Annotated in this window: 19 protein-coding genes and 1 pseudogene; 11 read left to right on the forward strand and 9 right to left on the reverse strand. The window is 40.7% G+C overall.

Annotated features, from left to right (window positions below):
* The first annotated feature begins 63 nt into the window (after positions 1-63).
* From qmoC to MTBBW1_RS05475, 3 genes are all read left to right on the forward strand, one after another.
* On the forward strand, positions 64-1239 hold the full coding sequence (gene qmoC / locus MTBBW1_RS05465) for a quinone-interacting membrane-bound oxidoreductase complex subunit QmoC (protein ID WP_080800338.1): 1176 nt from the start codon (positions 64-66) through the stop codon (positions 1237-1239).
* Positions 1240-1561: 322 nt separating this feature from the next.
* Positions 1562-1762 carry a cold-shock protein gene (locus tag MTBBW1_RS05470; protein WP_080800340.1) on the forward strand — a complete coding sequence of 67 codons (201 nt, stop codon included), beginning with the start codon at positions 1562-1564 and terminating at the stop codon, positions 1760-1762.
* Positions 1763-2217: 455 nt separating this feature from the next.
* On the forward strand, positions 2218-3579 hold the full coding sequence (locus MTBBW1_RS05475; protein WP_080800343.1) for an SPL family radical SAM protein: 1362 nt from the start codon (positions 2218-2220) through the stop codon (positions 3577-3579).
* A gap of 128 nt (positions 3580-3707) precedes the next feature.
* Here the strand turns inward: MTBBW1_RS05475 and MTBBW1_RS05480 are convergent, their stop codons facing one another.
* Positions 3708-4544, reverse strand: a complete 837-nt coding sequence (locus MTBBW1_RS05480; protein WP_080800347.1) for a hypothetical protein — start codon at positions 4542-4544, stop codon at positions 3708-3710.
* Between the two features lie 115 nt (positions 4545-4659).
* The gene (locus tag MTBBW1_RS05485; protein WP_139786672.1) at positions 4660-4983 is read right to left on the reverse strand and encodes a hypothetical protein; all 324 of its coding nucleotides are present in this window, start codon (positions 4981-4983) and stop codon (positions 4660-4662) included.
* A gap of 452 nt (positions 4984-5435) precedes the next feature.
* On the opposite strand from MTBBW1_RS05485, the gene MTBBW1_RS05490 reads away from it, so the two are divergent.
* From MTBBW1_RS05490 to MTBBW1_RS05525, 8 genes and pseudogenes are all read left to right on the forward strand, one after another.
* Entirely contained in the window at positions 5436-6518 is a 1083-nt protein-coding gene (locus MTBBW1_RS05490) for a GGDEF domain-containing protein (RefSeq protein WP_080800352.1), read from the forward strand.
* A gap of 861 nt (positions 6519-7379) precedes the next feature.
* Complete coding sequence (locus MTBBW1_RS05500) at positions 7380-9611, forward strand: chemotaxis protein CheA (RefSeq protein ID WP_080800358.1); 2232 nt, start codon at positions 7380-7382, stop codon at positions 9609-9611.
* Between the two features lie 62 nt (positions 9612-9673).
* Positions 9674-10180, forward strand: a complete 507-nt coding sequence (locus MTBBW1_RS05505; protein ID WP_342743880.1) for a chemotaxis protein CheD — start codon at positions 9674-9676, stop codon at positions 10178-10180.
* Between the two features lie 74 nt (positions 10181-10254).
* A pseudogene (locus MTBBW1_RS29385) lies at positions 10255-10739 on the forward strand (HDOD domain-containing protein); the annotation flags it as partial.
* On the forward strand, positions 10740-11027 hold the full coding sequence (locus MTBBW1_RS29390; protein WP_245809290.1) for a hypothetical protein: 288 nt from the start codon (positions 10740-10742) through the stop codon (positions 11025-11027). It abuts the pseudogene before it with no gap.
* Positions 11028-11046: 19 nt separating this feature from the next.
* The gene (locus MTBBW1_RS05515; RefSeq protein WP_080800364.1) at positions 11047-11472 is read left to right on the forward strand and encodes a response regulator; all 426 of its coding nucleotides are present in this window, start codon (positions 11047-11049) and stop codon (positions 11470-11472) included.
* Entirely contained in the window at positions 11432-11884 is a 453-nt protein-coding gene (locus MTBBW1_RS05520; RefSeq protein WP_186441099.1) for a chemotaxis protein CheX, read from the forward strand. Before MTBBW1_RS05515 ends, MTBBW1_RS05520 begins: the two co-directional genes overlap by 41 nt.
* Positions 11885-11991: 107 nt before the next feature.
* Complete coding sequence (locus tag MTBBW1_RS05525) at positions 11992-13059, forward strand: protein-glutamate methylesterase/protein-glutamine glutaminase (RefSeq protein WP_342743881.1); 1068 nt, start codon at positions 11992-11994, stop codon at positions 13057-13059.
* Between the two features lie 178 nt (positions 13060-13237).
* Here MTBBW1_RS05525 and MTBBW1_RS05530 read toward each other — a convergent pair whose 3' ends face one another.
* The 7 genes from MTBBW1_RS05530 to MTBBW1_RS05560 all read right to left on the reverse strand — a co-directional run bounded on the left by MTBBW1_RS05530 (position 13238) and on the right by MTBBW1_RS05560 (position 21895).
* Positions 13238-13789: a hypothetical protein gene (locus tag MTBBW1_RS05530; RefSeq protein ID WP_080800372.1), complete on the reverse strand. Its 552-nt coding sequence runs from the start codon at positions 13787-13789 to the stop codon at positions 13238-13240.
* A gap of 261 nt (positions 13790-14050) precedes the next feature.
* Positions 14051-14680 (reverse strand): ParA family partition ATPase, encoded by a 630-nt coding sequence (gene parA, locus MTBBW1_RS05535; protein WP_080800374.1) that lies wholly within the window; start codon positions 14678-14680, stop codon positions 14051-14053.
* Positions 14681-14775: 95 nt separating this feature from the next.
* Positions 14776-15513: a thermonuclease family protein gene (locus tag MTBBW1_RS05540; protein ID WP_080800377.1), complete on the reverse strand. Its 738-nt coding sequence runs from the start codon at positions 15511-15513 to the stop codon at positions 14776-14778.
* The gene (locus tag MTBBW1_RS05545; protein ID WP_080800379.1) at positions 15470-17431 is read right to left on the reverse strand and encodes a molybdopterin biosynthesis protein; all 1962 of its coding nucleotides are present in this window, start codon (positions 17429-17431) and stop codon (positions 15470-15472) included. The genes MTBBW1_RS05540 and MTBBW1_RS05545 overlap by 44 nt, the downstream gene beginning before the upstream one ends.
* 55 nt (positions 17432-17486) lie before the next feature.
* On the reverse strand, positions 17487-18986 hold the full coding sequence (locus tag MTBBW1_RS05550; RefSeq protein WP_080800381.1) for a molybdopterin molybdotransferase MoeA: 1500 nt from the start codon (positions 18984-18986) through the stop codon (positions 17487-17489).
* Positions 18983-20215 (reverse strand): LL-diaminopimelate aminotransferase, encoded by a 1233-nt coding sequence (locus MTBBW1_RS05555; RefSeq protein WP_080800384.1) that lies wholly within the window; start codon positions 20213-20215, stop codon positions 18983-18985. Before MTBBW1_RS05555 ends, MTBBW1_RS05550 begins: the two co-directional genes overlap by 4 nt.
* Positions 20216-20386: 171 nt before the next feature.
* Positions 20387-21895 (reverse strand): HD-GYP domain-containing protein, encoded by a 1509-nt coding sequence (locus MTBBW1_RS05560; RefSeq protein WP_080800387.1) that lies wholly within the window; start codon positions 21893-21895, stop codon positions 20387-20389.
* Between the last annotated feature and the right edge of the window lie 9 nt (positions 21896-21904).

The raw sequence follows: 21904 nt of genomic DNA on the forward strand, positions 1-21904 counted from the left end.
CAGAAAGAGCATAAAAGGGTACTACTTGTTAAATCAAATACTGACCTTAGGAGGTATCACAATATGAGTGAGAAATACCTTGTTCAACCGGATCTCAAATTTATAGACGAGATAACAGGTTTTGGTGCAGAAACCCTTAAAAAGTGTTTTCAGTGCGCTACATGCTCTGTTGCCTGCCCTATTGCTCCGGAAAACAGCCCATTCCCCAGAAAAGAGATGATCGCCGCATCATGGGGTCTCAAGGATAAACTCATCGGTAACGGTGATATATGGCTTTGCCATGAATGCGGAGACTGTTCTGATCTCTGCCCCAGAGGAGCAAGACCAGGTGATGTTCTGTCAGCAGTCAGATATGCTGCAATAAACGAATATGCCCAGCCAAAGATTCTTGCCAATGCTGTCAAGGATCCCCAGAAACTCCCATTCCTCATTGCAATTCCTGCAATCTGGTTTGCCATTCTGGCTTATATAACAATGGCAGGTGGTGAGACAATGACAAAGCTTTTCCATAACTTCGGACTTGAGTGGTCCCATGGCGGTCATGATGTCATTGCCCATGCAAACTTTGTCTCTACCTGGCTTGTTGATATTACCTTTGTACCCCTTGCGGCATTTGTCGTTATCATATTTGCACTAAGCCTTAAAAATTTTATAAGCGACATCCATGCAAATGCAGTTGCAGAGGGCAAAACTGATAAAACCACCATCGATCCAAAAGGATTTTTGCTGGCCATAAAAGACGTACTGCCGGTTATCTTCAAACATGACAAGTTCAATGAGTGTGAGGCAAACCAGGACAGAGCAACTGCCCACATGATGGTCTTGTATGCATTCATAGGCCTTTTTGTTGTTACCAATATATTCTTTGTGGTTCTCTATATTTTTCACATTCCAGGGCCATACTCCCAGCTTAATCCTGTCAAGTGGCTTGCCAACATAAGCGGTGCAGCCCTTGTAATAGGAAGCGCACTTATGATCAAAAATCGTCTGAGTAAAAAAGATCAGGTATCTTCCTACAAAGACTGGTATATTCTTGGTCTTGTATTTGCCCTTGGTGCAACAGGTCTTCTGACAGAAATGACACGACTTGCAGGATCAGAGTACCTTACCTATTTCATGTATTATCTGCATCTGATTGCCATATTCAACCTCTTTGCCTTCCTGCCTTTCTCAAAAATGGCTCATCTTGTTTACAGGGTGACGGCAATGGCATATGCATCATATGGAAACAGAAAATAAACATTCATTGTCTTACAGATAGAAATTCAATGATTTTACAAAGAGGGAAAGCTTCTTGAATGAGTGCTTTCCCTTTTTTTTATCAATTTTTTTATCAAGTCACTTCTTTTACTTGATTTTTTTTTCTACTCTATATAGTATTAATGAGTGACGATATTTGAACGGTGGCCACTGTTCTAATGAGTGACCATATTTGAACTGTGGCCACCGTTCAATTTCAAATTTGCTTTAGCCTACCGGTTGCAGTCGTTTTGTCTGCAAATGTGCAAGGTGTGGAATGGTGTAAAAAACGATGTTTGATATTTTTTAAGGAGGTAGAAGTTTGGCACAAGGAACAGTAAAATGGTTTAGCGACAAAAAAGGATTCGGGTTTATTGAGCAGGATAATGGAAGTGATGTTTTTGTGCATCATTCAGCTATTAATATGCCTGGATTCAAGACCCTTTCAGAGGGTGAAAGAGTAACATTTGATATTGAAGAGAATGAGAGAGGTCCGGCTGCCAAAAATGTAGTCAAGCAGTAAAATCCTCCTGAAAAACATCAATAAAACAATCAAGGGTATGGAAAATAATTAAAATTTTCCATACCCTTTTTTTTGTAATAACTGTCATAAAGCGTTTTATATTAGAAAACTTTTAGTAACATACTGATATATAAAGACTTTAGTGCATCTTTGAGGCAGAGAGGTCTGCTATAGTTATTATTTGCTCAAAATCGACATCTTATTGCTTTTTCAGAAGTTATTGCATTTGTCTGAATCAGGATAGCCAGGATGGATAGGATGCTCAAGATAGATAATCCTGCATTATCCTGTTAATCCTGGAAATCCTGGGAATCCTGATTCAGACAGTGTTGACAAGGCTTAAAAGATCATAAGTATCGACTTTGAGTATATAACTATCCAGAGAGACATCTCCCATCACTGACGATTTCTCTTAGCAAGAGCTAACATGGCATTAGAGTTTTAAAAGGGATATCATGCAACCTGATAAACTTTCCGGCATAAATCTTTACAACAAACTTCCTCAAGATCACCAGAAATGGCTTATGTCACTTTCCAAGGCACACCCATTCTCCTTCCAACATTTAAAGATGCTCACTGAATACACCGTTGACATGATATGCTGGGGTACAGCCTCTCTGGAACAGTTTTATGATCCTGAAGCAGTGGAGAACATAAAGGGAAAGCAGTCAGGCGCTGTTATTTTTGAGCAACTACGCAAAGGCTATGAGTCACTCAAAAACCAGAAGAAACATTATCCTGCAAAAGAATATTTTGCCCAAAACGAATATCAATTACCTGATAAAACTTCCTATGAATTTGCTGATAATATTGAACATCAACTACGTGATAAAAGAGAATATCAATTTAATGAAAAAGATGAACGTCAATTTCCTGAAGAGAGAATAATTGAGATAGCTCTTAAGGGAACAATTATGGGGCAGTGCCCGGTTGCCTCTGAAAAAACCCGCTGTTGCAACCTTAAAACCCTGGATGCTGTCCAGCAGTGCGGGTTTGATTGCAGTTACTGCTCCATTCAATCATTTTACCATGGAGACCAGGTTCGTTTTATCCGAAACCTTCCGGCACACCTTGGTACCCTGAAGATAGACAGAAAAAAAAAATATCACATCGGCACCGGCCAATCTTCAGACTCACTTATGTGGGGTAACCGTTTTGGCCTTCTTGACTCCCTTTGCAGGTTTGCAAGGAGATATCCCAACGTAATTCTTGAGATGAAATCCAAAAGCAGCAGAATTGACTACTTTTTGAAGCATAACCCTCCCTGGAATATCATTTTTACATGGTCTCTAAACACACCTATTGTTATTGAAAGAGAGGAGAAAGGAACTGCAAACCTGAAGAAACGCCTTGAAAGTGCCAGAAAAATGGCGGACATGGGAAGCCCCGTTGGATTTCATTTTCACCCCATTGTCTGGTATGAAGGATGGGAAGAGGACTATTACAATATTGTTACCTGCCTTATCAACGATTTTTCACCAGAAGAGATTGTCATGATCTCTCTTGGTACACTTACATTTATCAAGCCGGTTTTTGGCAAAATCAGGGAAAGAATGCTTAAAAGCTCCATTTTGCAGATGCCCATGGAGGTGTGTGCAAACAAGATGAGTTACCCATTTGAGATCAAAAAAGAGCTTTTTTCCCATCTCTATAACTCTTTTCCGGACTCCTGGAAACGATCTGTTTTCTTTTATATGTGTATGGAAGATATAAACCTGTGGCAGCCGGTTTTTGGTAGATCATATGAATCCAATGCTCTTTTTGAAGCAGATATGCTTAAAAATTATGGGGAAAAAATCGAACAGCTCCGCAAATAATCAAACAAGGAACAAGTGCCCCTTCAAGTTGAAACTGTCGGGTGATTTGCGAGTGAAATCAAAGGTTAAAGGGTTGTTCTACCCGACAATCAAACATTTAAAGAACACAAGCTCCTTTATCACTTTTTTTAGTACAATTTCCTTTTATTCAGCAATCCCTGTATATCCTCAAGCTCTGAGATAACATCATTTATCCTAACAACAATCATGGAACTTCTGGTTTTGGGATACAAAATTTTGTACAGATTGGAAAAGCGCAATGTATGCGGCTTATAGAGGGATTCTTCAAGCTGGAGAGGCAAAAAGGCATCTTCATAATTTATGCCTGTCTCAAATAATTCTTCATTCATTATCCGCCATTTTGTGGCTTCATCTGCCTGATAAAAATAGCAGTGTTTTCCATCCGGAGATCTTTTAAATATTGATTGATGGCGATTCAAAAACAATATTCTTCTCTCTTCAAGAAACTCCTGAACCTCATGTTTCAACTCTTTGAGAAAAGAGATTTCAACACTGTTTTTTCCAAAATTCTTTTTAATAAAATAGGCAAGCTCCTGAGAGTCTCTGCGGGTAAGTTCCCACCTGCTTATCCGGTTTCCTGTAACCTCCTTCTCATGGGAAAACTCCTGGGACATCTTACCTATTTTCTCGAGAAGAACCGGATGAAGTACCATCTGAATTTTCAGGCCAATAAGAAATCTTTCTGACAGTATGGTGCTGTACTCAAGGCGTTTGTTATCATTCTCTTCAAGGTATGCATCAATTCTTTTGCAGAAATAGGGAAGTTTTTTATAAGTAAAAAAATGTTGCTTTGATTTGCGGCGTCCACGTTCAATGCTCCATAGGATTTTACCAATCTCATTCCATAGGGACTCTTTATGACAGGAGATGGAAAATGATTTTATCATATTTATCATGTCACCAAATTCAATCTGGCTGCCACTATGATACTGTTGTTTTTCCATAAACGTACATGGCGGATTCACGCCACAATCGAAAAGACGAAAGTCGTTTTAAAAACAGGCTGTTACCGAGACTTTCATATAAAAAAAGCTATAAAGGCCAGAGTGTGCTGCTTAATCACTTTCTGTCTTTTCCGGTTAAAATTTCATACATTTTTAAACGGATCAAAGTCATATTATCCATCTCTTCAACATCTGGCAACGATTTAAGAGCCATCTTTTTTAACTGGGTATATTCAGAGGGATAGAGAGTATCTAAGGCAATAGAAATATGATTCTGCAAGTCAAATACACTTTTATTATTACCTTCCATTTTAAATATAAAAGGCAATTCAGGCTGTATCCATAACTGAAACGCCCTGCACCTGCGTCTGAAGAAGCAGGTTCTGCACTCCATCTCTCTTGTAATTTGCTTTCTCTTTCTGAAACAGTGGATATTCACGTCCTTCCATCCTCATTTGCTAAGCCGATCTGGACAAGCCAGCACAAAAAAGGGCCTTGTGGATTCATTTGACAAAATAGCACAAAAATCAGGCATCATCCAGATCATGCCAGAAATACCTTACATTTTTTTTCATGAATGATTTCTCCTAATCACCTGATAATCCATTAAAATAAGAACAAAAAAGATCATACCATCCATTTTCAATGAAGTCACAGTAAAATTTAGCCGATAATATTCTTATGAGCAGGAAAATCTGCCCATGCCTTTAAATAGCAACGTCAAAATGACGACACATGGCGGCAAAATATTCCTATCATCCATAGTGCTTTGGGCTATCATTTTTAATAACATACTGAATTATTTATCCATACCGCTCACATAAAAAAGATGGCATCCTTATTGCATGATTATATTTGCAACTGACAACTGAATATGGAGAGGTAAAAACGATGAAAGTTGAACTTAAAAAAATATTCCAGGTAATGCCACTTTTTTTTAATGCTCTGGCAAGGGAAGCTGAACATAAAAAACTCACCAGACATATAATCAACTTGAATCAGCAGAACAGCACCCAGGCAATCATAAATGAAATGTCGGTGTGCCTTAAGGATATCCTTAACTACCGCCTTTTTGCATTTGTCATACAGAGAGAAAACGGAATTGATGTATGGCTTGATCCCAGAATGTACAGAAAATCCCTTGAAGCAGTACTGATGGAAGATTTCCAACTGCACACGCCATCTGCTATTCATTATATGAACCACACCTTTCATGTTGATGAACAAGAGCAGGAATTCAATATGGAGAACCTTTTATCATATTACGTAAATGAAGGGGTTTGTCAGGCAAAAATTTATATGCTCCCCAATAAGGACACATCATCATACAGCGAAGACATTATTCACATGCTTCTTCAGAGCACAGCCATTGCACTTGCAAAACAGATGAATATAGAACAGCTTACAAATGCGGCAACTATAGATCCCCTGACAGGATGCTATAACAGAAGAGAATTTGAAAGCCAGATAAAAAAAGCAGTTGCTACTGCTAAACGCCAGAACACATCCCTGTCTCTGTTCATGTTTGATATTGATCATTTTAAAAAAGTGAATGATACTTACGGCCACCAGGCAGGGGATACTGTTCTGAAGGAAGTCGCAGCACTTGTACAGAAAAATATAAGAAGCAACGATGTGATTGCCCGATATGGCGGAGAGGAGTTTATAGGAATACTGCCTGCAACTGAAAAAAGAAAAGCAATGGAGCTTGCAGACCGGCTGCGACAGGCAATCGAAGCCAAAACCATAAATACGGATGTATCCCCTATAAATGTTACCGCAAGTTTTGGCGTTGCAACCATAACTCCCTACTATGACACAACGGATTTTTCCGACATACTTGATTTGATTGAAGAGGCTGACTCCATGATGTACAAGGCAAAACTCAACGGTCGTAACACTGTTATGCCAGGGCTTCTCCAGGTTTGCGGAAGTTCAAGGGAAAAAACAGCAACAGCAACAGGAACCATATGAACTTAGCGCCCTTTGGGCGGACTTTTCCATAAACCCAAAGGACATCCTTCATATGACCATGAAAGTAGTTTACACTTTTTTGAGACTAATCCTGAAAAATGGGGATTTCATTTGAGAAAGTGTAAAGCGGGAAATGAAACATCCCCCAAAAAGATTTTTCTGATTCTCTTGCCCCAAAAATCTATTCATCCTTATTAAATTAACAAGCCGATACCCTGCAAAAGGGTATCGGCTTTTTTTGCAAGATTCCCATTACCTGCTTGACATCCATGTTTGCCATGAACTATATATAATATTTCATGATACGTATTGAATTTATTGACACAAAAACATTATCAACAAAAAGAACATGAATGATTTTTGGATAAAATATTAGACTTCACATTCAACATCCATAACTATTCTATTTAACTTCAAAATCATTCTTCCATTAATTACTGGGCATCTTTGATTTACTGTTTTACAGTTTCCTGAACATCTTTCCATTTTTCACGAATCTTGTTCAAAAAAATGTAAACTACTTTGGCATGTTTCATTTACCGCTTTACACTTTCAGGGACACCATTCCCATTTGTCGGGATTCTTCCTAAAAAAAGTGTAAACGGGCATGATTGATTGCGTATCAATCACCCCCAAATATAAAAATGATAGTCATTTTCACGGTAAACTACGTTGGGGATGAGATGAAAGATGCCACTACTTTGGGTAAATATTAAACCATCATGGCAGTATAGACAAAGCATGCCTTGTCTATACTTCACCCCCCCATTATGAAAATGATGAGGGGTATTTTCACGGTAAAGATACCAAGTACTGTTCACTTTTTTTCAACCACCCAAATGGCGTCACAACAGAAGGATTATGAAACGGTTAAAACGCTCAATTGATGATCTCTCTTCACAGGTTGCAAGTCTATGCCTTGGAGAGGCTCCAGATCTTGACATAATGCTGAACACACTGCAAGAGATTGACAATATCTCATCTGAATTAAATGCAGATACAATTACAACGGTTACCAGGGCATATACCTCATACGTCAAGACTATGGCATCACAAAAAATCACCAATGTCACTCCACTGGAACAAGGCTTAACTCTTTTAAACGCACTTGTCAGACATCTTGAAAAAAATATTGATTTTATTTTTGATATTTCAGATGTATTGAAAATTCTTGATTCATCACTTTTTGATCCCCGTGAAAAACAGGTCACAGAGAAGAGAGCAAATCCACCATCAGGAGAAGAAACAGTTAACAAAAGCATCAATCAGGAAGAAAAAACACTAACAGGTGATAATTCCCCTGACTTGCCCAAAAAAACTGAACATATACCTGTTTCCGAAGAAGACCTTATTATCCTTGGGGACTTTGTAGCTGAAGCTGAAGATAACCTTGAAACCATTGAAGTTGAACTTATTGAGCTTGAGCAGGATCCCGGAAACAAGGAGATTATCAACAATATATTCAGACCGTTTCACACCATAAAGGGAGTCTCCGGCTTTCTTGACCTCAAAAAAATCAACAGACTTTCCCACAGCACAGAGAACCTTCTGGATGGGGCAAGAAACGGTGACTTTTTAATAAACGATACTGCCGCAGATGCAATTCTTGAGTCTGTGGATCTGTTAAAAAAACTTCTTGAAAAGGTACATCAGGGCATTGCAGGCAAATACAAGCCTGTTGATGATGATATTAACATTGAACCATTGCGGCAAAAACTTCAAAGACTTGTATCCCTGCTCGGAGAAGAGAGCAAGGAACCGGTTGGCCAGATCCTTGTCAGAAAAGGGGTCATTGATGATAATATTCTTGATGATGCACTTGCACAGCAATCAAAAACTCCTGGCAAAAAGATCGGAGAAATTCTCCTTGAAACAGAAAAAGCAGGCTCAAGTGATATTGCAGCCGCACTCATGGAGCAAAAACCAGGACGCAAATATACATCCACACAGGTTAAAGTAAACACTTCCAAACTTGATGATCTTGTGGATTATGCAGGAGAGCTTGTCATTGCCCAGTCAATGCTGAAACAGCAGGCTTACAGAGAACCGTCGCTCAGCCAGAGCATAAACCAGCTTGAGCAGATTGTATCCAATATACAGAAAATTGCAATGTCCATGCGAATGATTCCAATACATGCCACATTTATGAAAATGATACGGTTAGTAAGGGATCTTTCAAGAAAATCAAAAAAGAATGTTGTTTTAACAATGTCCGGTGAAGATACAGAAATTGATAGAAACGTAGTTGATGCACTGTATGAGCCAATGGTTCACATGATCAGAAATTCAATTGATCACGGCATTGAATCTGCTGAGGAGAGAAAAATTGCCCAGAAACCTGTCCAGGGCAACATTTTTCTGAGGGCATATCACAAGGGCGGAAGCATTATCATAGAAATAGAGGATGACGGCAAGGGGCTGGACAAAGATAAAATTCTTGCAAAAGCAATTTCCAGAAACATGATTCGCCAAGATACACAGATGACAGATGGCCAGATCTATGACCTTATCCTTGCACCTGGATTTTCAACTGCGGCAGCCATCACAGACATCTCAGGAAGGGGTGTTGGAATGGATGTCGTCAAAGATGCCATTGAACGTTTCAGAGGAGAGCTTGGAATAACATCAAAACCAGGTCAGGGAACGCGTTTTACCATAAGCCTTCCTCTAACACTTGCCATAATTGACGGAATGCTTGTTAGAATAGGTAAAGAAAAGTATGTTATTCCAACAGTCACCATCCAAAGATCATTCCGGCCTGAAGAGAAGGATTGCTTTACCGTAAAGGGCAAAGGCGAGATGATCAGAGAACGCAACGAACTTATTCCTCTCATAAGAATGAAAAACCTGTGTGATGTGGACAATGATGTTACAACACCCTGGGAAGGTCTTGTTGTGGTAGTAGAGGCTAAAGAGGAAAAAAGATGCCTTCTGGTGGACGAACTCCTTGGAAAAGATGAATATGTCATCAAAAGCCTTGGAGGTCACCTTGAAAACATAACAGGTTTTTCCGGTGGTGCAATACTTGGGGATGGCAAGGTTGGTCTTATCCTTGATATACACGGCATATTTGAATTGGCATCCACTATGTAAATCAGAAAAAACGCTTTTGAGACGAGGTTCATCCATTGAAAATTATCGTAGGTGTTTCAGACATGAAAGTGAGCCAGGATCCTAAATGTGATATTGTCACCTACTCATTAGGCTCCTGTATCGGCCTCGTTCTATATGATCCTGTTGTTAAAGTTGGCGGCATACTTCACTATATGCTGCCGGAATCAAGAATTGACCGCGAAAAGGCATCAAAAAACCCCTGGATGTTTGCAGACAGCGGCATTCCTCTCTTCTTCAAGGAGACCTATAAATATAATGCCTTAAAAAACAGGATGAAAGTTTCTGTTTTTGGCGGTTCTCAGATTCTGGATCAAAAAGGTTTTTTCAACATAGGCAAACGCAATTACATGGCTCTGAAAAAAATTTTTTTCAGAAATAATGTTCTGATCAACTATGAAGATGTAGGAGGCAATGTTAACCGCACTGTACGCCTTGAGATTGCCACAGGAGATATATTTGTAAAAACTTCAGGCTCAAAGGAAGTTCTCATTCCCTTTCGGTCAAAAAAAGAGAAACTTTTTCAGGGGCAAAGAGAGAGGGATACATGACACCAATCCAGTTGTTGATAAAAGAGATCCGAAATCTTACACCTGTTCCTGCCATTACCACCCGAATTATTAATATGGCAGATAACCCTTCTTGCGACATGGCGGATATTGCAAAACTTATCCAATACGATCCGGCAATGACTGCTCATATGCTGAGAACATGCAACTCGGCATTCTTTGGCCTCTCAAACCCTGTGGAATCAGTAAAAGACGCTGTTGCAATACTTGGTATTGATAAAATCGTCGAGCTTGTGCTTCTAAATGCAGGGACAAAACCCCTTGCACGCCCCCAGAAAGGCTATGGAATGCGCAAAGGAGCCTTGTGGAAACACTCTGTGGCATCTGCCCTGATTGCAAAAAATCTTGCAACCAAACAGTGCCCGGATCTTCGCCACACAATCTTCACTGCTGCCCTGCTCAAAGATATCGGAAAAGTTGTTCTGGACAAATTTATACTGGAATCAATGCAAAAAATTGAATCATTAATCAAACAGAATGGCTTAAGTTTTATTGAAGCGGAAAAAAAATTATCGGTACAGACCATGCTGAAATTGGAGGAATGATTGCTAAGATGTGGAAGTTCAGCCCCAAAATGGTCAATATAATCCGCCATCACCACCTTGGGGAAGTGTCCATGGAAAAAGAGAAAGATATATCAATAGTATATCTTTCAGACTGCATATGCATGATGATGGGTATAGCCCTTGGTAATGATGCCCTATCCTACAGATTTCATGACAATATCGTCACGGAACTTGGCATCACCCCCCAGGATATATCCAAGATCATGGCAGATTTTACCTTTAATATGCAGAAGGTTGAAGCGTTACTCAATATAATAGAATAATTCTCCTGAGGTTCATTAAATGACATTTTCCATCTTACTTGTGGATGACTCCATGCCCATGCGCTCTGTAATCAAAAAAGCATTTAAAGCTGCTGGATATGGAACCTCTGATTTCCATGAAGCTGCCAACGGCAAAGAGGCCCTTGATCAACTTCAAGGAAACTGGATAGATATTGTAGTTACTGATTTTACAATGCCAGTGATGAACGGTCTTGAACTAATCGAAAAAATGAAAGAGAATGACCTTTACAGGGATATTCCCGTTGTGGTGGTTACAACAGAAGGCAGCAGGGAAAGAGTTGACCAGTTCATGAAAAGCGGTGCAAGGGGCTACATAAAAAAACCATTTACACCTGAGCAGATAAGAGATCTTATCACTGAAATACTTGGAGAATCCGATGGATATGAATCATTTGATTGTGGAGATGACGACTTCGATTTCTGAAGTTATGGAGACCATGTTCTATATACCTGTGGAACCCCAGGAGATTTCTGCAATTAAAGAATGCGGTTTCCTTGATGCTGACGAGATAGAGGCATGCAGAATAACATTTTCAGGTACATTTTCAGGAAAAATGTATCTTCTTGTTCCGGAACAACTTCTATCCATAATGACTGAAAACTTTACAGGGGAGCAACTTCATCAACTGACTGAAGAGCACCGCATAGGAACAATAAAAGAGGCACTGAACATGATTGCAGGAAATACCTTCAGCAAAATAGCCCCAAACACCTCATTTGGTCTGGATGTGCCTGAAATAGATAAGCGGTTTATTGATGAACTGTGTAACAACGGAAAGATCATCCTCGTCAATACAATGGACGGCGAGATGGCAGTTGGCGTGCATATTACATAAAGAACTTAACGTCCTTCAGTGGAACTTTTCCATAAACTTTTGCTTTTGCACGAGATAAAATGGAAATTCCTATACTATGAACATATTCCATGCAGCGGAGCAATGTTGTGCAAAACCCAATCCTTAACATTAATAAACCCATAAGAGTGCTTGTGGTTGATGATTCAGCCATTGTTAGAAAGGTCTTTTCCCAGGAACTTTCCAAGGAGAAAGATATTGAAGTTGTGGGAACAGCACCTGATCCATATGTTGCAAGGGAAAAAATAATTGAATTAAAGCCGGATGTCATTACCCTTGACATTGAAATGCCGCGCATGGACGGAATAACCTTTCTTAAAAAACTAATGCAGCACTATCCACTTCCTGTGATCATTGTAAGCTCCCTTACCAGCAAAGGCAGTTCCCTTGCCCTTGAAGCTCTATCCACAGGTGCTCTTGAAGTTATATCAAAACCCAATGCTGCTTATTCGGTCGGAGACATGAGCATTCAGCTTGCTGATAAAATCAGGGCTGTTTACGGTGTCCATGTGGATGCAAGAAAACCTGTGAAGGTAAACGAGGCAACAAATCAGATTGCTGTCAATTCAAGGGCACTTGCTCAAACAACCAACAAGATCATTGCCATAGGAGCATCAACAGGTGGCACTGAAGCCATCCGCAAAGTAGTCACACGTTTTCCAGTTACATCCCCCGGAGTTGTCATTGTCCAGCATATGCCGGCACAGTTTACCACATCTTTTGCAGAGCGCCTCAACGGTCTGTGCCAGATGGAGGTAAAGGAGGCCCAAGACGGTGACAGCGTAACCAACGGCAGAATTCTTATAGCGCCGGGCAATTACCACATGGTACTCAGAAGAAGTGGCGCAAGATACTATGTTCAGGTGAAAAATGGCCCCATGGTACATCACCAGAGGCCGGCTGTTGATGTTCTTTTTAAATCAGTGGCAAGATATGCCGGCAGAAACGCACTGGGAATCATTCTCACCGGCATGGGAAGTGATGGAGCTGCCGGCATGCTCTCCATGAAAAATGAAGGTGCCATAAACATTGCCCAGAATGAAAAATCCTGTGTGGTTTATGGCATGCCAAAGGAAGCCGTAAAAATGGGAGGCGTTGATCACATTGAGCATATTGACAATATTGCGGAAGTTGCTATTAGATGTATTATGAGATAAAAAATATGCCGCCACTATCCCATACTTTTAAAATGGAAACTGTTGGAGATATCTCAAGAGTCCTAACTTCTCAAATCCACCACATATTGTACTTTCAATTCTCTTAAAAATTCTATCTGTGGTCTCCATTTAGAGAACTTATGACTGACGGGGAGATATGAAAGATGCCAGGAAATCATCAAAGAAATGTCTTCTTGGCGCTCTGATAAAGCTTATCAATGAGATTTGCATCCCACTTTTCATGGGGGTGCGGAGTCTGAAAACCTTCTGCCCTGAAGAGCCTTGCAACATCATTTGCAGTGAACTCCTTTTCCTCCCTGAGCCATACCACATTTTTCAGAAGCAGTTTTGTATAGTTTGCATCAACTACTCCACTTGTTCCGGGGGCAGTCATTTTTCTGTTTTCAAGTTCTGTAATCTTTTTCTGCTGGCTGCTCAAAAATGAGTGATATACCCTGAGCTGTTCCTTTACCTTGAATAACTCCTGCTTCAGTTTGTTGATCTCACTGTTATGATTCTCTGTTATCTCAATCAAGCGGATAACCTGATGATCCTTTTCCGGAAAAGATTCAGTTGATAGATCAACATCTTCGGGCTGCTCATCCATTGCAAGAGATTCAAAAACAGCAGCGTCTGACTCCTCTTCAATTTTCAGCAACTCTTTCTGGTTTTCCGTGGTTCTTTCCTGTGCAAAAAGCTCTATATCAAGCAATGAAGGCTTCTTTTTCATTTGAATGTCCTCTGTTTTTATTAATTACATTATTAAAAATTTAAATCATTCAGCAATTCTGCATTTTTACCGTGGAAATGGAGGCATCTTTCATTTGCCAGTTTACACTTTCCTGAACACAATGCCCGTTTTTATGGTAGCCTGTTCCGGAAAGTGTAAAGTACTATCTGCATGATATGAAGGATGCCGAAATGGATACAATTTTCCATATTCAGGGGTGGCTTGATGACAGCCATGACCGTTTACTATTTAAAGGGGTTCCTATTTGAGAATCGCAAGAACTTCATTGGCCAAATCTGCAATCTCTGTGGCCGCAGGATCATTTTCAAACATCTCACTTACACATTTTCCGTAAATAAGGGAGTACTTATATGCAACCCTATTTGAAATCTGTGTATCAAGAATGGAGGCATTGTACCGTTGCTTCAATATTTCGGCAAGCTCCCTTGCAAGGGTTGTCTGGGGCTGGATACGGCTCAGTATGAAAAAAGCTTTTATATCCTGATTCAATGCCTTTACCTTGCCTATAAGATCAATGGTTGCCCTGCTGCTTTTGATGTCAAGGGGAGAGTCCTGCACGGGTATCAGAACAATATCCGAACATGCTATGGATATTGTAACATTTTCCGTATCATGAGGCGGAGTATCAATAAGGGCAAAATCGTAATGAGGTTCATATTTTTCAAGCATCTGGTATATATTTGAATATACAGCAACCACCTTTACCAAATTATCCTTACGAAGCTTCAAAGTATCATAACTACTCTTCTGGGGATCTGTATCAAAAAGAATAACCCGCTTTTTTTTCAATGCCAGATGTAATGCCAGGTTTATAGCTATGGTGCTTTTGCCGCAGCCGCCTTTCTGGTTTGTCAGACTTATTACATTCATTTGATTTCCATTATTTCACAGGTTACAGGTTTTTTACTTCAGAGGTTACAAGTTTTATATCACATACAAATAAAGCATGCCTAAATTTTGATCTCCTATTTTCGTGGATGCTCCTTGCGCCATTTTTTTGGACTGATATAGTTCCTGCCAGTTGACCAAATTCCAAGTTTTCCTAATTTTGCTCGTGATTCTGCCTCTTTATATGCAGCAAGATCAAGTTCGCCAGGAGGAGATCCTCTGTAAACCTCTGCCATTCCGTTTCTTAACATCTCAAGGTTTACGTTGGTTCCATCCTCTGTAAAAACTTCACTCAAAAGACGGTTATAGCTGCCAGTTCCATAGCTTTTAAGGTAAAAGGGTTTTTCTCCAATCATTCCTGTCAGCATCTCTTTTGCTTCCCTGCTGAATGGCTGTCCCTTTACACCTTTTCTGCCTGATTCAGGTGCATCTATGCCCACAAGCCTTACCATCAGCACCAGGTCAGAGCCTTCCACTTTCATGGAGTCACCATCATATATCTTTACAGCCCTGAACTTAAGGCTCTTTTTTTCAAAATTTGAAATTGCGTTATATTTACGGTTGTTTTCCTCAAATACTTCAACAAATTCCACTGATGAAGAGTGGGTTACATTACTATAATGTCTTGTTCCATTGGCATCTGTCCAGAAAAACATCTCTGCACGACTTGAGTGGGGAGCAGCAAAAATAAAACACACTATACACAAAATGTGTTTGATAACTTCAGGAGAGATAATCTTTGATATCATAAAGCAAAAAATATAACACCATTTAACTTTCAAGCAAAATTGCTTCACCGGTTGTTTCAGTGCCATATCCCCCAAGTTCTCCTACCCTTTTTTTAAAATCATTTGTTTTTATGGTCTCAAGAAGCACCTGAATCTTTTCAGTATGAAAAAATCTGTCAGGAATAACAAGGTCATATGATTCTGTAAACACAGGAATAAAATCTAAAGAAAGTGCCTTTGCAGCAGCATAAATGCCCATTCCTGCATCTGCCCTTCCGGAAAGCACTGCAACAGCAACTGACATGTGGGTGTACTCCTCATTTTCATAGCCCCTTATATCAGCAGGTGTCATGCCAAGCTCTTTGAGTTTGTAATCCAGAAGAACCCTTGTTCCGGCTCCTCCCTGGCGATTGATAAAAACAAGCTCTTTTTTCTTTAAATCATCAAGGCCCTTTATCTTTTCAGGATTGCCTCCGGCCACAATCAATCCTTGCTCCCTCATAACAAGATTAACAAGCCAGACTCTCTCCCCGGGCAGATATTTTTTTATGTATGAGATATTGTAGGAGCCATCTTCAGGATCCAGAAGGTGGGAACCTGCAACATGACACGTTTTTTTTCTTATTGCCATAAGGCCCCCCATACTGCCAACATGGCTTGACGAGATAGTGACTCCAGGACGGGTTCGGCATATCTGATCAGCGAGAAGATCAAGGGTATTGTCATGAGAACCTGTAATAACAACAGTATCCTCAATGGCAGCAAGGGGGCGGATCAACTCTGCTTTCACAATTTCTTTTTCAGCAATCCCCTCTACATGTGGCGGAATCCTTATTATTCCGTCTGCCTCAGTCAATGTTGTGATGCTGCCAGCTCCCCTTGGCAACTGTGAAGCCATGAACCTGCCGTCAACAGAACCTATTTTAACCCGCAAAAACTCCTCAACACCAAGTTTTGAGGCAATCTTTCTGGCAGGCACAACATCAATTGTCTCCCTCTGTTTTGCAGCAGGATTAAGGCCATGCATCTTTAAAAGAAGAGGGCCTGCAAACTGTTCAAATGCCACAACCGCAGAGACCGGATATCCTGGAATCCCAAACACTGGTTTTTCATTAACCTTACCAAATAAAAGGGGTTTGCCGGGCATCATGGTAACCCCGTGGACAAAGACCTCTCCAAGGCTATCAATGACAGGTTTTGCATAATCCTTTGAACCTGCAGAAGATCCTCCTATAATAAAGACCATATCATAAGAGGATAAAGTGGCTTCCCTTACAGCATCCATGATTATTTCTATCTCATCATGAATAATTGCGTGGCTCTCAAAAGATGCACCATATTCCACGCATAAAGCCCCCAGAACCCATGAGTTTGAGTCAATGACATCTCCTGGTTTAAGTCCATTATCATTGGCATACTGCCATGATTTCAATTCTGAACCAGTTGGAATGATGAGTACTTTAGGCTTTTTTTTAACACTTACACGAAACACTCCACCTGCAATCAATGCCCCCAAACTGTAAGATGTAATCTTGTGTCCCCTGGGAAAGATAAGTTCTGTGGCCACAATATCCTCACCCATTTTGCGGACATTCTGCCATGGAAATGCAGGAGAATTGATTTCAATAGATGAACCATTAGATGAACCATTTTTCACTGAATCAATGACATTAAGATGCTCAATCATAATAACGGCATTGGTGCCTTCGGGCATGACATGGCCTGTATTGATCCAGAAGGCATCTTTTCCAGACACAAGAATTTTTGGTTCATCATCAGATGCCCCAAAGGAAAGCTTTGCATCAAGGGCAATACCGTCCATTGCAGCAGCATGGTAGTTAGGAGCTGAAAGTGCAGCCACAGCAGGCTCCGCAAGAATCCGGCCAAGAGCATCCACTGAGTCAATATCTTCTGCACCTGACTCATCAGCGCCTGGAAACTGATCAAACATTATCTGCCTTGCAGCTTCAATGCTTTTCATATTCAGATATACATTTCGTTTCATGTTATTTCCATAAATTGCAACTTAACAAAGTAGAATTACTCAAAATCAAAAAAAATCAAACAGGAGTAACCATCACAATATCACCCTTTTCAATGCCCTCAACATTTTCAGGAACCTCCAGGAGGCCATCTGCCATTACCATGGTTCTTATCAATCCTGACTTTCCAAGTATGGGGACAGCAAGTATTCCGGGGTTATTTCCATCTTCCCTGACAAGCTTTACGCGTATATAGTCGGTTCTGCCCTGGGCAGATGCAACATTTCTTGTCAATTTTGCAGGAATTTTTATGCCTGAAAATACACAATTGGTAATCCCCCTGAGATTTCTTAAAAAAGGAAGCACCACAACTCTGAATACAACCATGGCAGACACAACATGACCAGGCAGTCCCCACACAGCTTTTACATGATTCTCTCCTGATATGTTCTCTCCTGATCTGCTTCCTGCAAGTATGGTTGGTTTTCCAGGGCTTATGGAGATACCATGCACCATAATTTCTGTGGCATCAAGGGATGAAAGCACATCAACGGTAAAATCCCTTGAACCAACGGAACTTCCCCCTGATATCAATACCATGTCTGTCTGCTCAATTGCTCTTTTGCAGATATCGAAAAGTTCGTTTTGGTTGTCTCTTACAATACCAAACATCACAGGCACTGCTCCTGCTTCCTTTACAAGGGAAGCAAGTGTGTGAGAGTTTACATCCCTTACCTTGCCGGGAGTCAGAGGAGAAGAGAGCGGCACAATTTCATCCCCTGTGGAGATTATCCCCACCTTAGGAAGCCTGTAAACCTCAAGTTGAAATATTCCAAGTGCTGCTGCAAGACCTGCCTCCTGGGAACGTAGAACTGTCCCTTTATGGAGCACAACCTCGCCTTTTTTAAAATCCTCATCTTTTTCAATTACATTCTGCAAGGGAGCCACACTTTTATAGACTTCAATGCTCCCTCGTCCAGCAAGCGAATCCTGCACATTTTCCCTATGATCAGGCTTTTTTTTATGATCAACCACTGCCGTATCATCAACAATTGAGGTATGATCAACCATCGCCGTATCATCAACAATTGAGGTATGATCAACCACTGCTGTACCATCAACAATTGAGGTATGATCAACCACTGCTGTATCATCAACAATTGAGGTATAATCAACCACCCCTGTATCATCAACCATTGAGATATGCTCAACCAGCTCCGTGTGCTCAACCATTACAACACTGTCAGCCCCCGGAGGCAACATGCCGCCGGTGGCAATTTTTCCTGCCTCTCCAGGTCCTACGGAAAAATCAGGCACACCTCCCATGGCAACGGCACCAACCACATCAAGCCATGCAGGAGTTGATTCAGATGCACCGAATGTTGAAGCAGAACAAACAGCATAACCATCCATGGTAGATCTCCTGAAACCCGGAAGATCATGAGCGGCACAGATATCAACAGCAAGCACCCTTGAAAGAGCTTCAGACACGGAAACAATCTCTGTACCCACAACAGAAAATTCAGATACCAGGGAGATCACCTGCTCAAGGGATTTTACCTTGAAAAAATGGCTCATTTCAGGGCATCTCCCATGCGCTCCATTGCCTTTTCAACATTTTCACGGCTGTTAAATGCACTGATACGGATATAGCCCTGACCACACTTTCCAAAACCTGCGCCTGGTGTGCAGACAACCCCTGCTTTTGTGAGCAAAAGATCAAAAAACTCCCAGGAGTCCCTCCCCTTACCATCTATCCAGATATAGGGTGAATTGTCTCCGCCAACAAGATCAAAGCCAAGATCAGTCATGGCCATGCGGACAAGTTCAGCGTTTTTAAGGTAATATGAAACAAGGGCATTTGTCTGAATGCGTCCCTCTTCGGAATATATTGCTTCAGCAGCCTTTTGAACAGGATATGATACTCCATTAAACTTTGTACTTTGCCGCCGGTTCCACAGGGGATGTAGCATTGTTTCATCTCCATTTTCATCATAAACCCTGCACTCCTTAGGGACAACAGTATATCCGCATCTGGTTCCTGTAAAACCTGCTGTTTTTGAAAAACTTCTGAACTCAACAGCCACCTCCCTTGCCCCTTCAATTTCGTAGATGGAGCGGGGAATATCAGAATCTCTTACAAATGCCTCATAGGCTGCATCAAAAAGAATCAATGCACTGTTTTCCTTTGCATAATCCACCCACTGCTTCAAGCCGTCCTTTGTAATGGTTGTACCGGTTGGATTATTAGGAAAACACAAATATATAAGATCAATAGATTCATTTTTATCAGGAAGAGCAGGAAGAAAATTATTCTCCTTTTTGCACTCAAGGTATTTTATCCCCTCATAGCGGCCATCAATGAACTCACCGGTTCTTCCTGCCATTACATTGGTGTCAAGATAGACAGGATAAACAGGATCAGGAATGGCAATGTTTATATCCTGGGCAAAAAGCTCCTGAAAATTACCTGTATCACATTTTGCCCCATCACTTACAAAAATTTCATCTGGTGCAACATCTGCCCCTTTTTCCTGAAAATCCACGGCTGCAATCTTCTCTCTTAAAAATGCATATCCCTGTTCAGGGCCATAACCTCTGAATGTATCCTCCGAGGCCATCTCTGAAACACCGTTCTGGAATCCTCTGATACAGGCATCAGGCAATGGTTTTGTGACATCTCCAATGCCAAGCCGGATAATATCAGCTCCGGGATTTTCTTCCTGATACTTTGCAACTCTCTTGGCGATATCTGAAAAAAGGTATGATGCCTTCAATTTTGTGTAATTCTGATTAATTCTTATCATTAAAACTCCTTTATTTTTTAATCAATACTAAATAATATATTTTCAATTTATATAGTATTCCAGATAATTAAATTGATAATGGAAAAGTCTAACTATCTGTTATCTGGATTAATTTTTTTACCCCAAAAAAAAATGTTTTTTCTGGAAAGCTATAGATTGTTATGACAATATTTATGGCAATGGCTGTGCCCCCGGCTTAAGGTATGACGGAAGCTGATCATAAACATCCACCGGATTCTGAATTGTTCTGAAAGTATCTGGTCTGAGTGAGCTGTCAAGGGAGCTTTCTCCAAGATCAACAGGTGACACAGCATGATCAAGTGTATTACCCTTACTATCTGTAAAAGGTAGAACAAGGGGGCCTCTGCCCTCCAGAACATATGCCATCTGTCCGTTCATAAGATAAATAATGCTTCCTGTGGGATATATTCCTGTACTTTTTACAAAGGCATGAAGAATAAACTGAAGCATATTATCCTTTCCTGCATATTTCCTGAATATATCGGTAACAGCGCCTATTGGATTATATGCCTCTTTATAGCACTGTTTGGATATCATTGCGTCATATATATCAGCAAGTTTACACATTTTAACATAAAGAGGTATCTCGGCAGGGGTTATCTCACCAGGATAACAGCGTTTTTCACCGGTAAAAAGAGCAGCATGATGATATTTGACAATATTCTTTATAACTGTATTTTTCAATCCGTTCTTTTCAATGATCGCCGCTCCCATGACATATGAGTGCCTTCTTATCATGTCAAACTCCATTGCTGTGAGTCTGCCTTTTTTATATAGCACCGCTTCAGGGATAAGTACTTTACCTATATCATGAAGAAAAAAACCCATTGCAATATCTTCAATATCATCTTTAAGGTAACATCGATATGGTAGATCATCAGAAGCGGGAAGCATGCTGCTGACAGAAGAAGATGGGTTTGCAGGAAAAGCCGTTGCAATATGACGGTTTACAACATTGCTGAAGCTTGTGTTAAACCTGTATAGAATTGCACAGCCTATGGCACAAACATTGACACAATGGCTTAAAAGATAGTCGTCGTATTTAAAAAGATCCCGGCTCAGGTATGCAAAGGGATTTTCAGATCTCTTGCATAATGCCACAAGATCAGAGACACTTTTCTGTACATCATCATACTCGAACCGCCCCCCTGTCTTCCTGATATCATCCATTACTTTTCCTGCCTGGCTCTTGGCAGTATCATATTTCTCAGCAGCCACCTTTTTAAAGGATGATATCTCCTTGAGCCTCCGTTCTAACTCTCCTGGATGGGAGACACCAGCGGCTGCTGCATCAGAGGCTTTTGCACCGTTAGCTGGAGAATCAGAGGAATTCACTGCGGAATCATTTAATAGCCTCCGGTCAGAAGCTCCGGAATTCCGGGAAGAGTCCTGCTCAGAAGGAGTTTGTGAGGAAGGGTGGTCAAGTTTCAGGTAGTTGCCGTCAGCATCCCATATTCCCCCATAGTTCTCAGGGTTCAAGGGAAGTGTCCTCACGCCCTGTGCCTTGATAATCTCCAGGGTTTTTACCTGGGATACAACAATATCCCTTTCAAGAAGCAGCACACCACTGTCATTGTAAACATCAATGCCTGTCTTGACCTTGCCACCATTTCTGACAATTTCAATCAGGTCGTCAATATTTATTTTTGATTCAATCATCAAAATCCT

Source organism: Desulfamplus magnetovallimortis (genome assembly GCF_900170035.1).
Lineage (GTDB): Bacteria > Desulfobacterota > Desulfobacteria > Desulfobacterales > Desulfobacteraceae > Desulfamplus > Desulfamplus magnetovallimortis.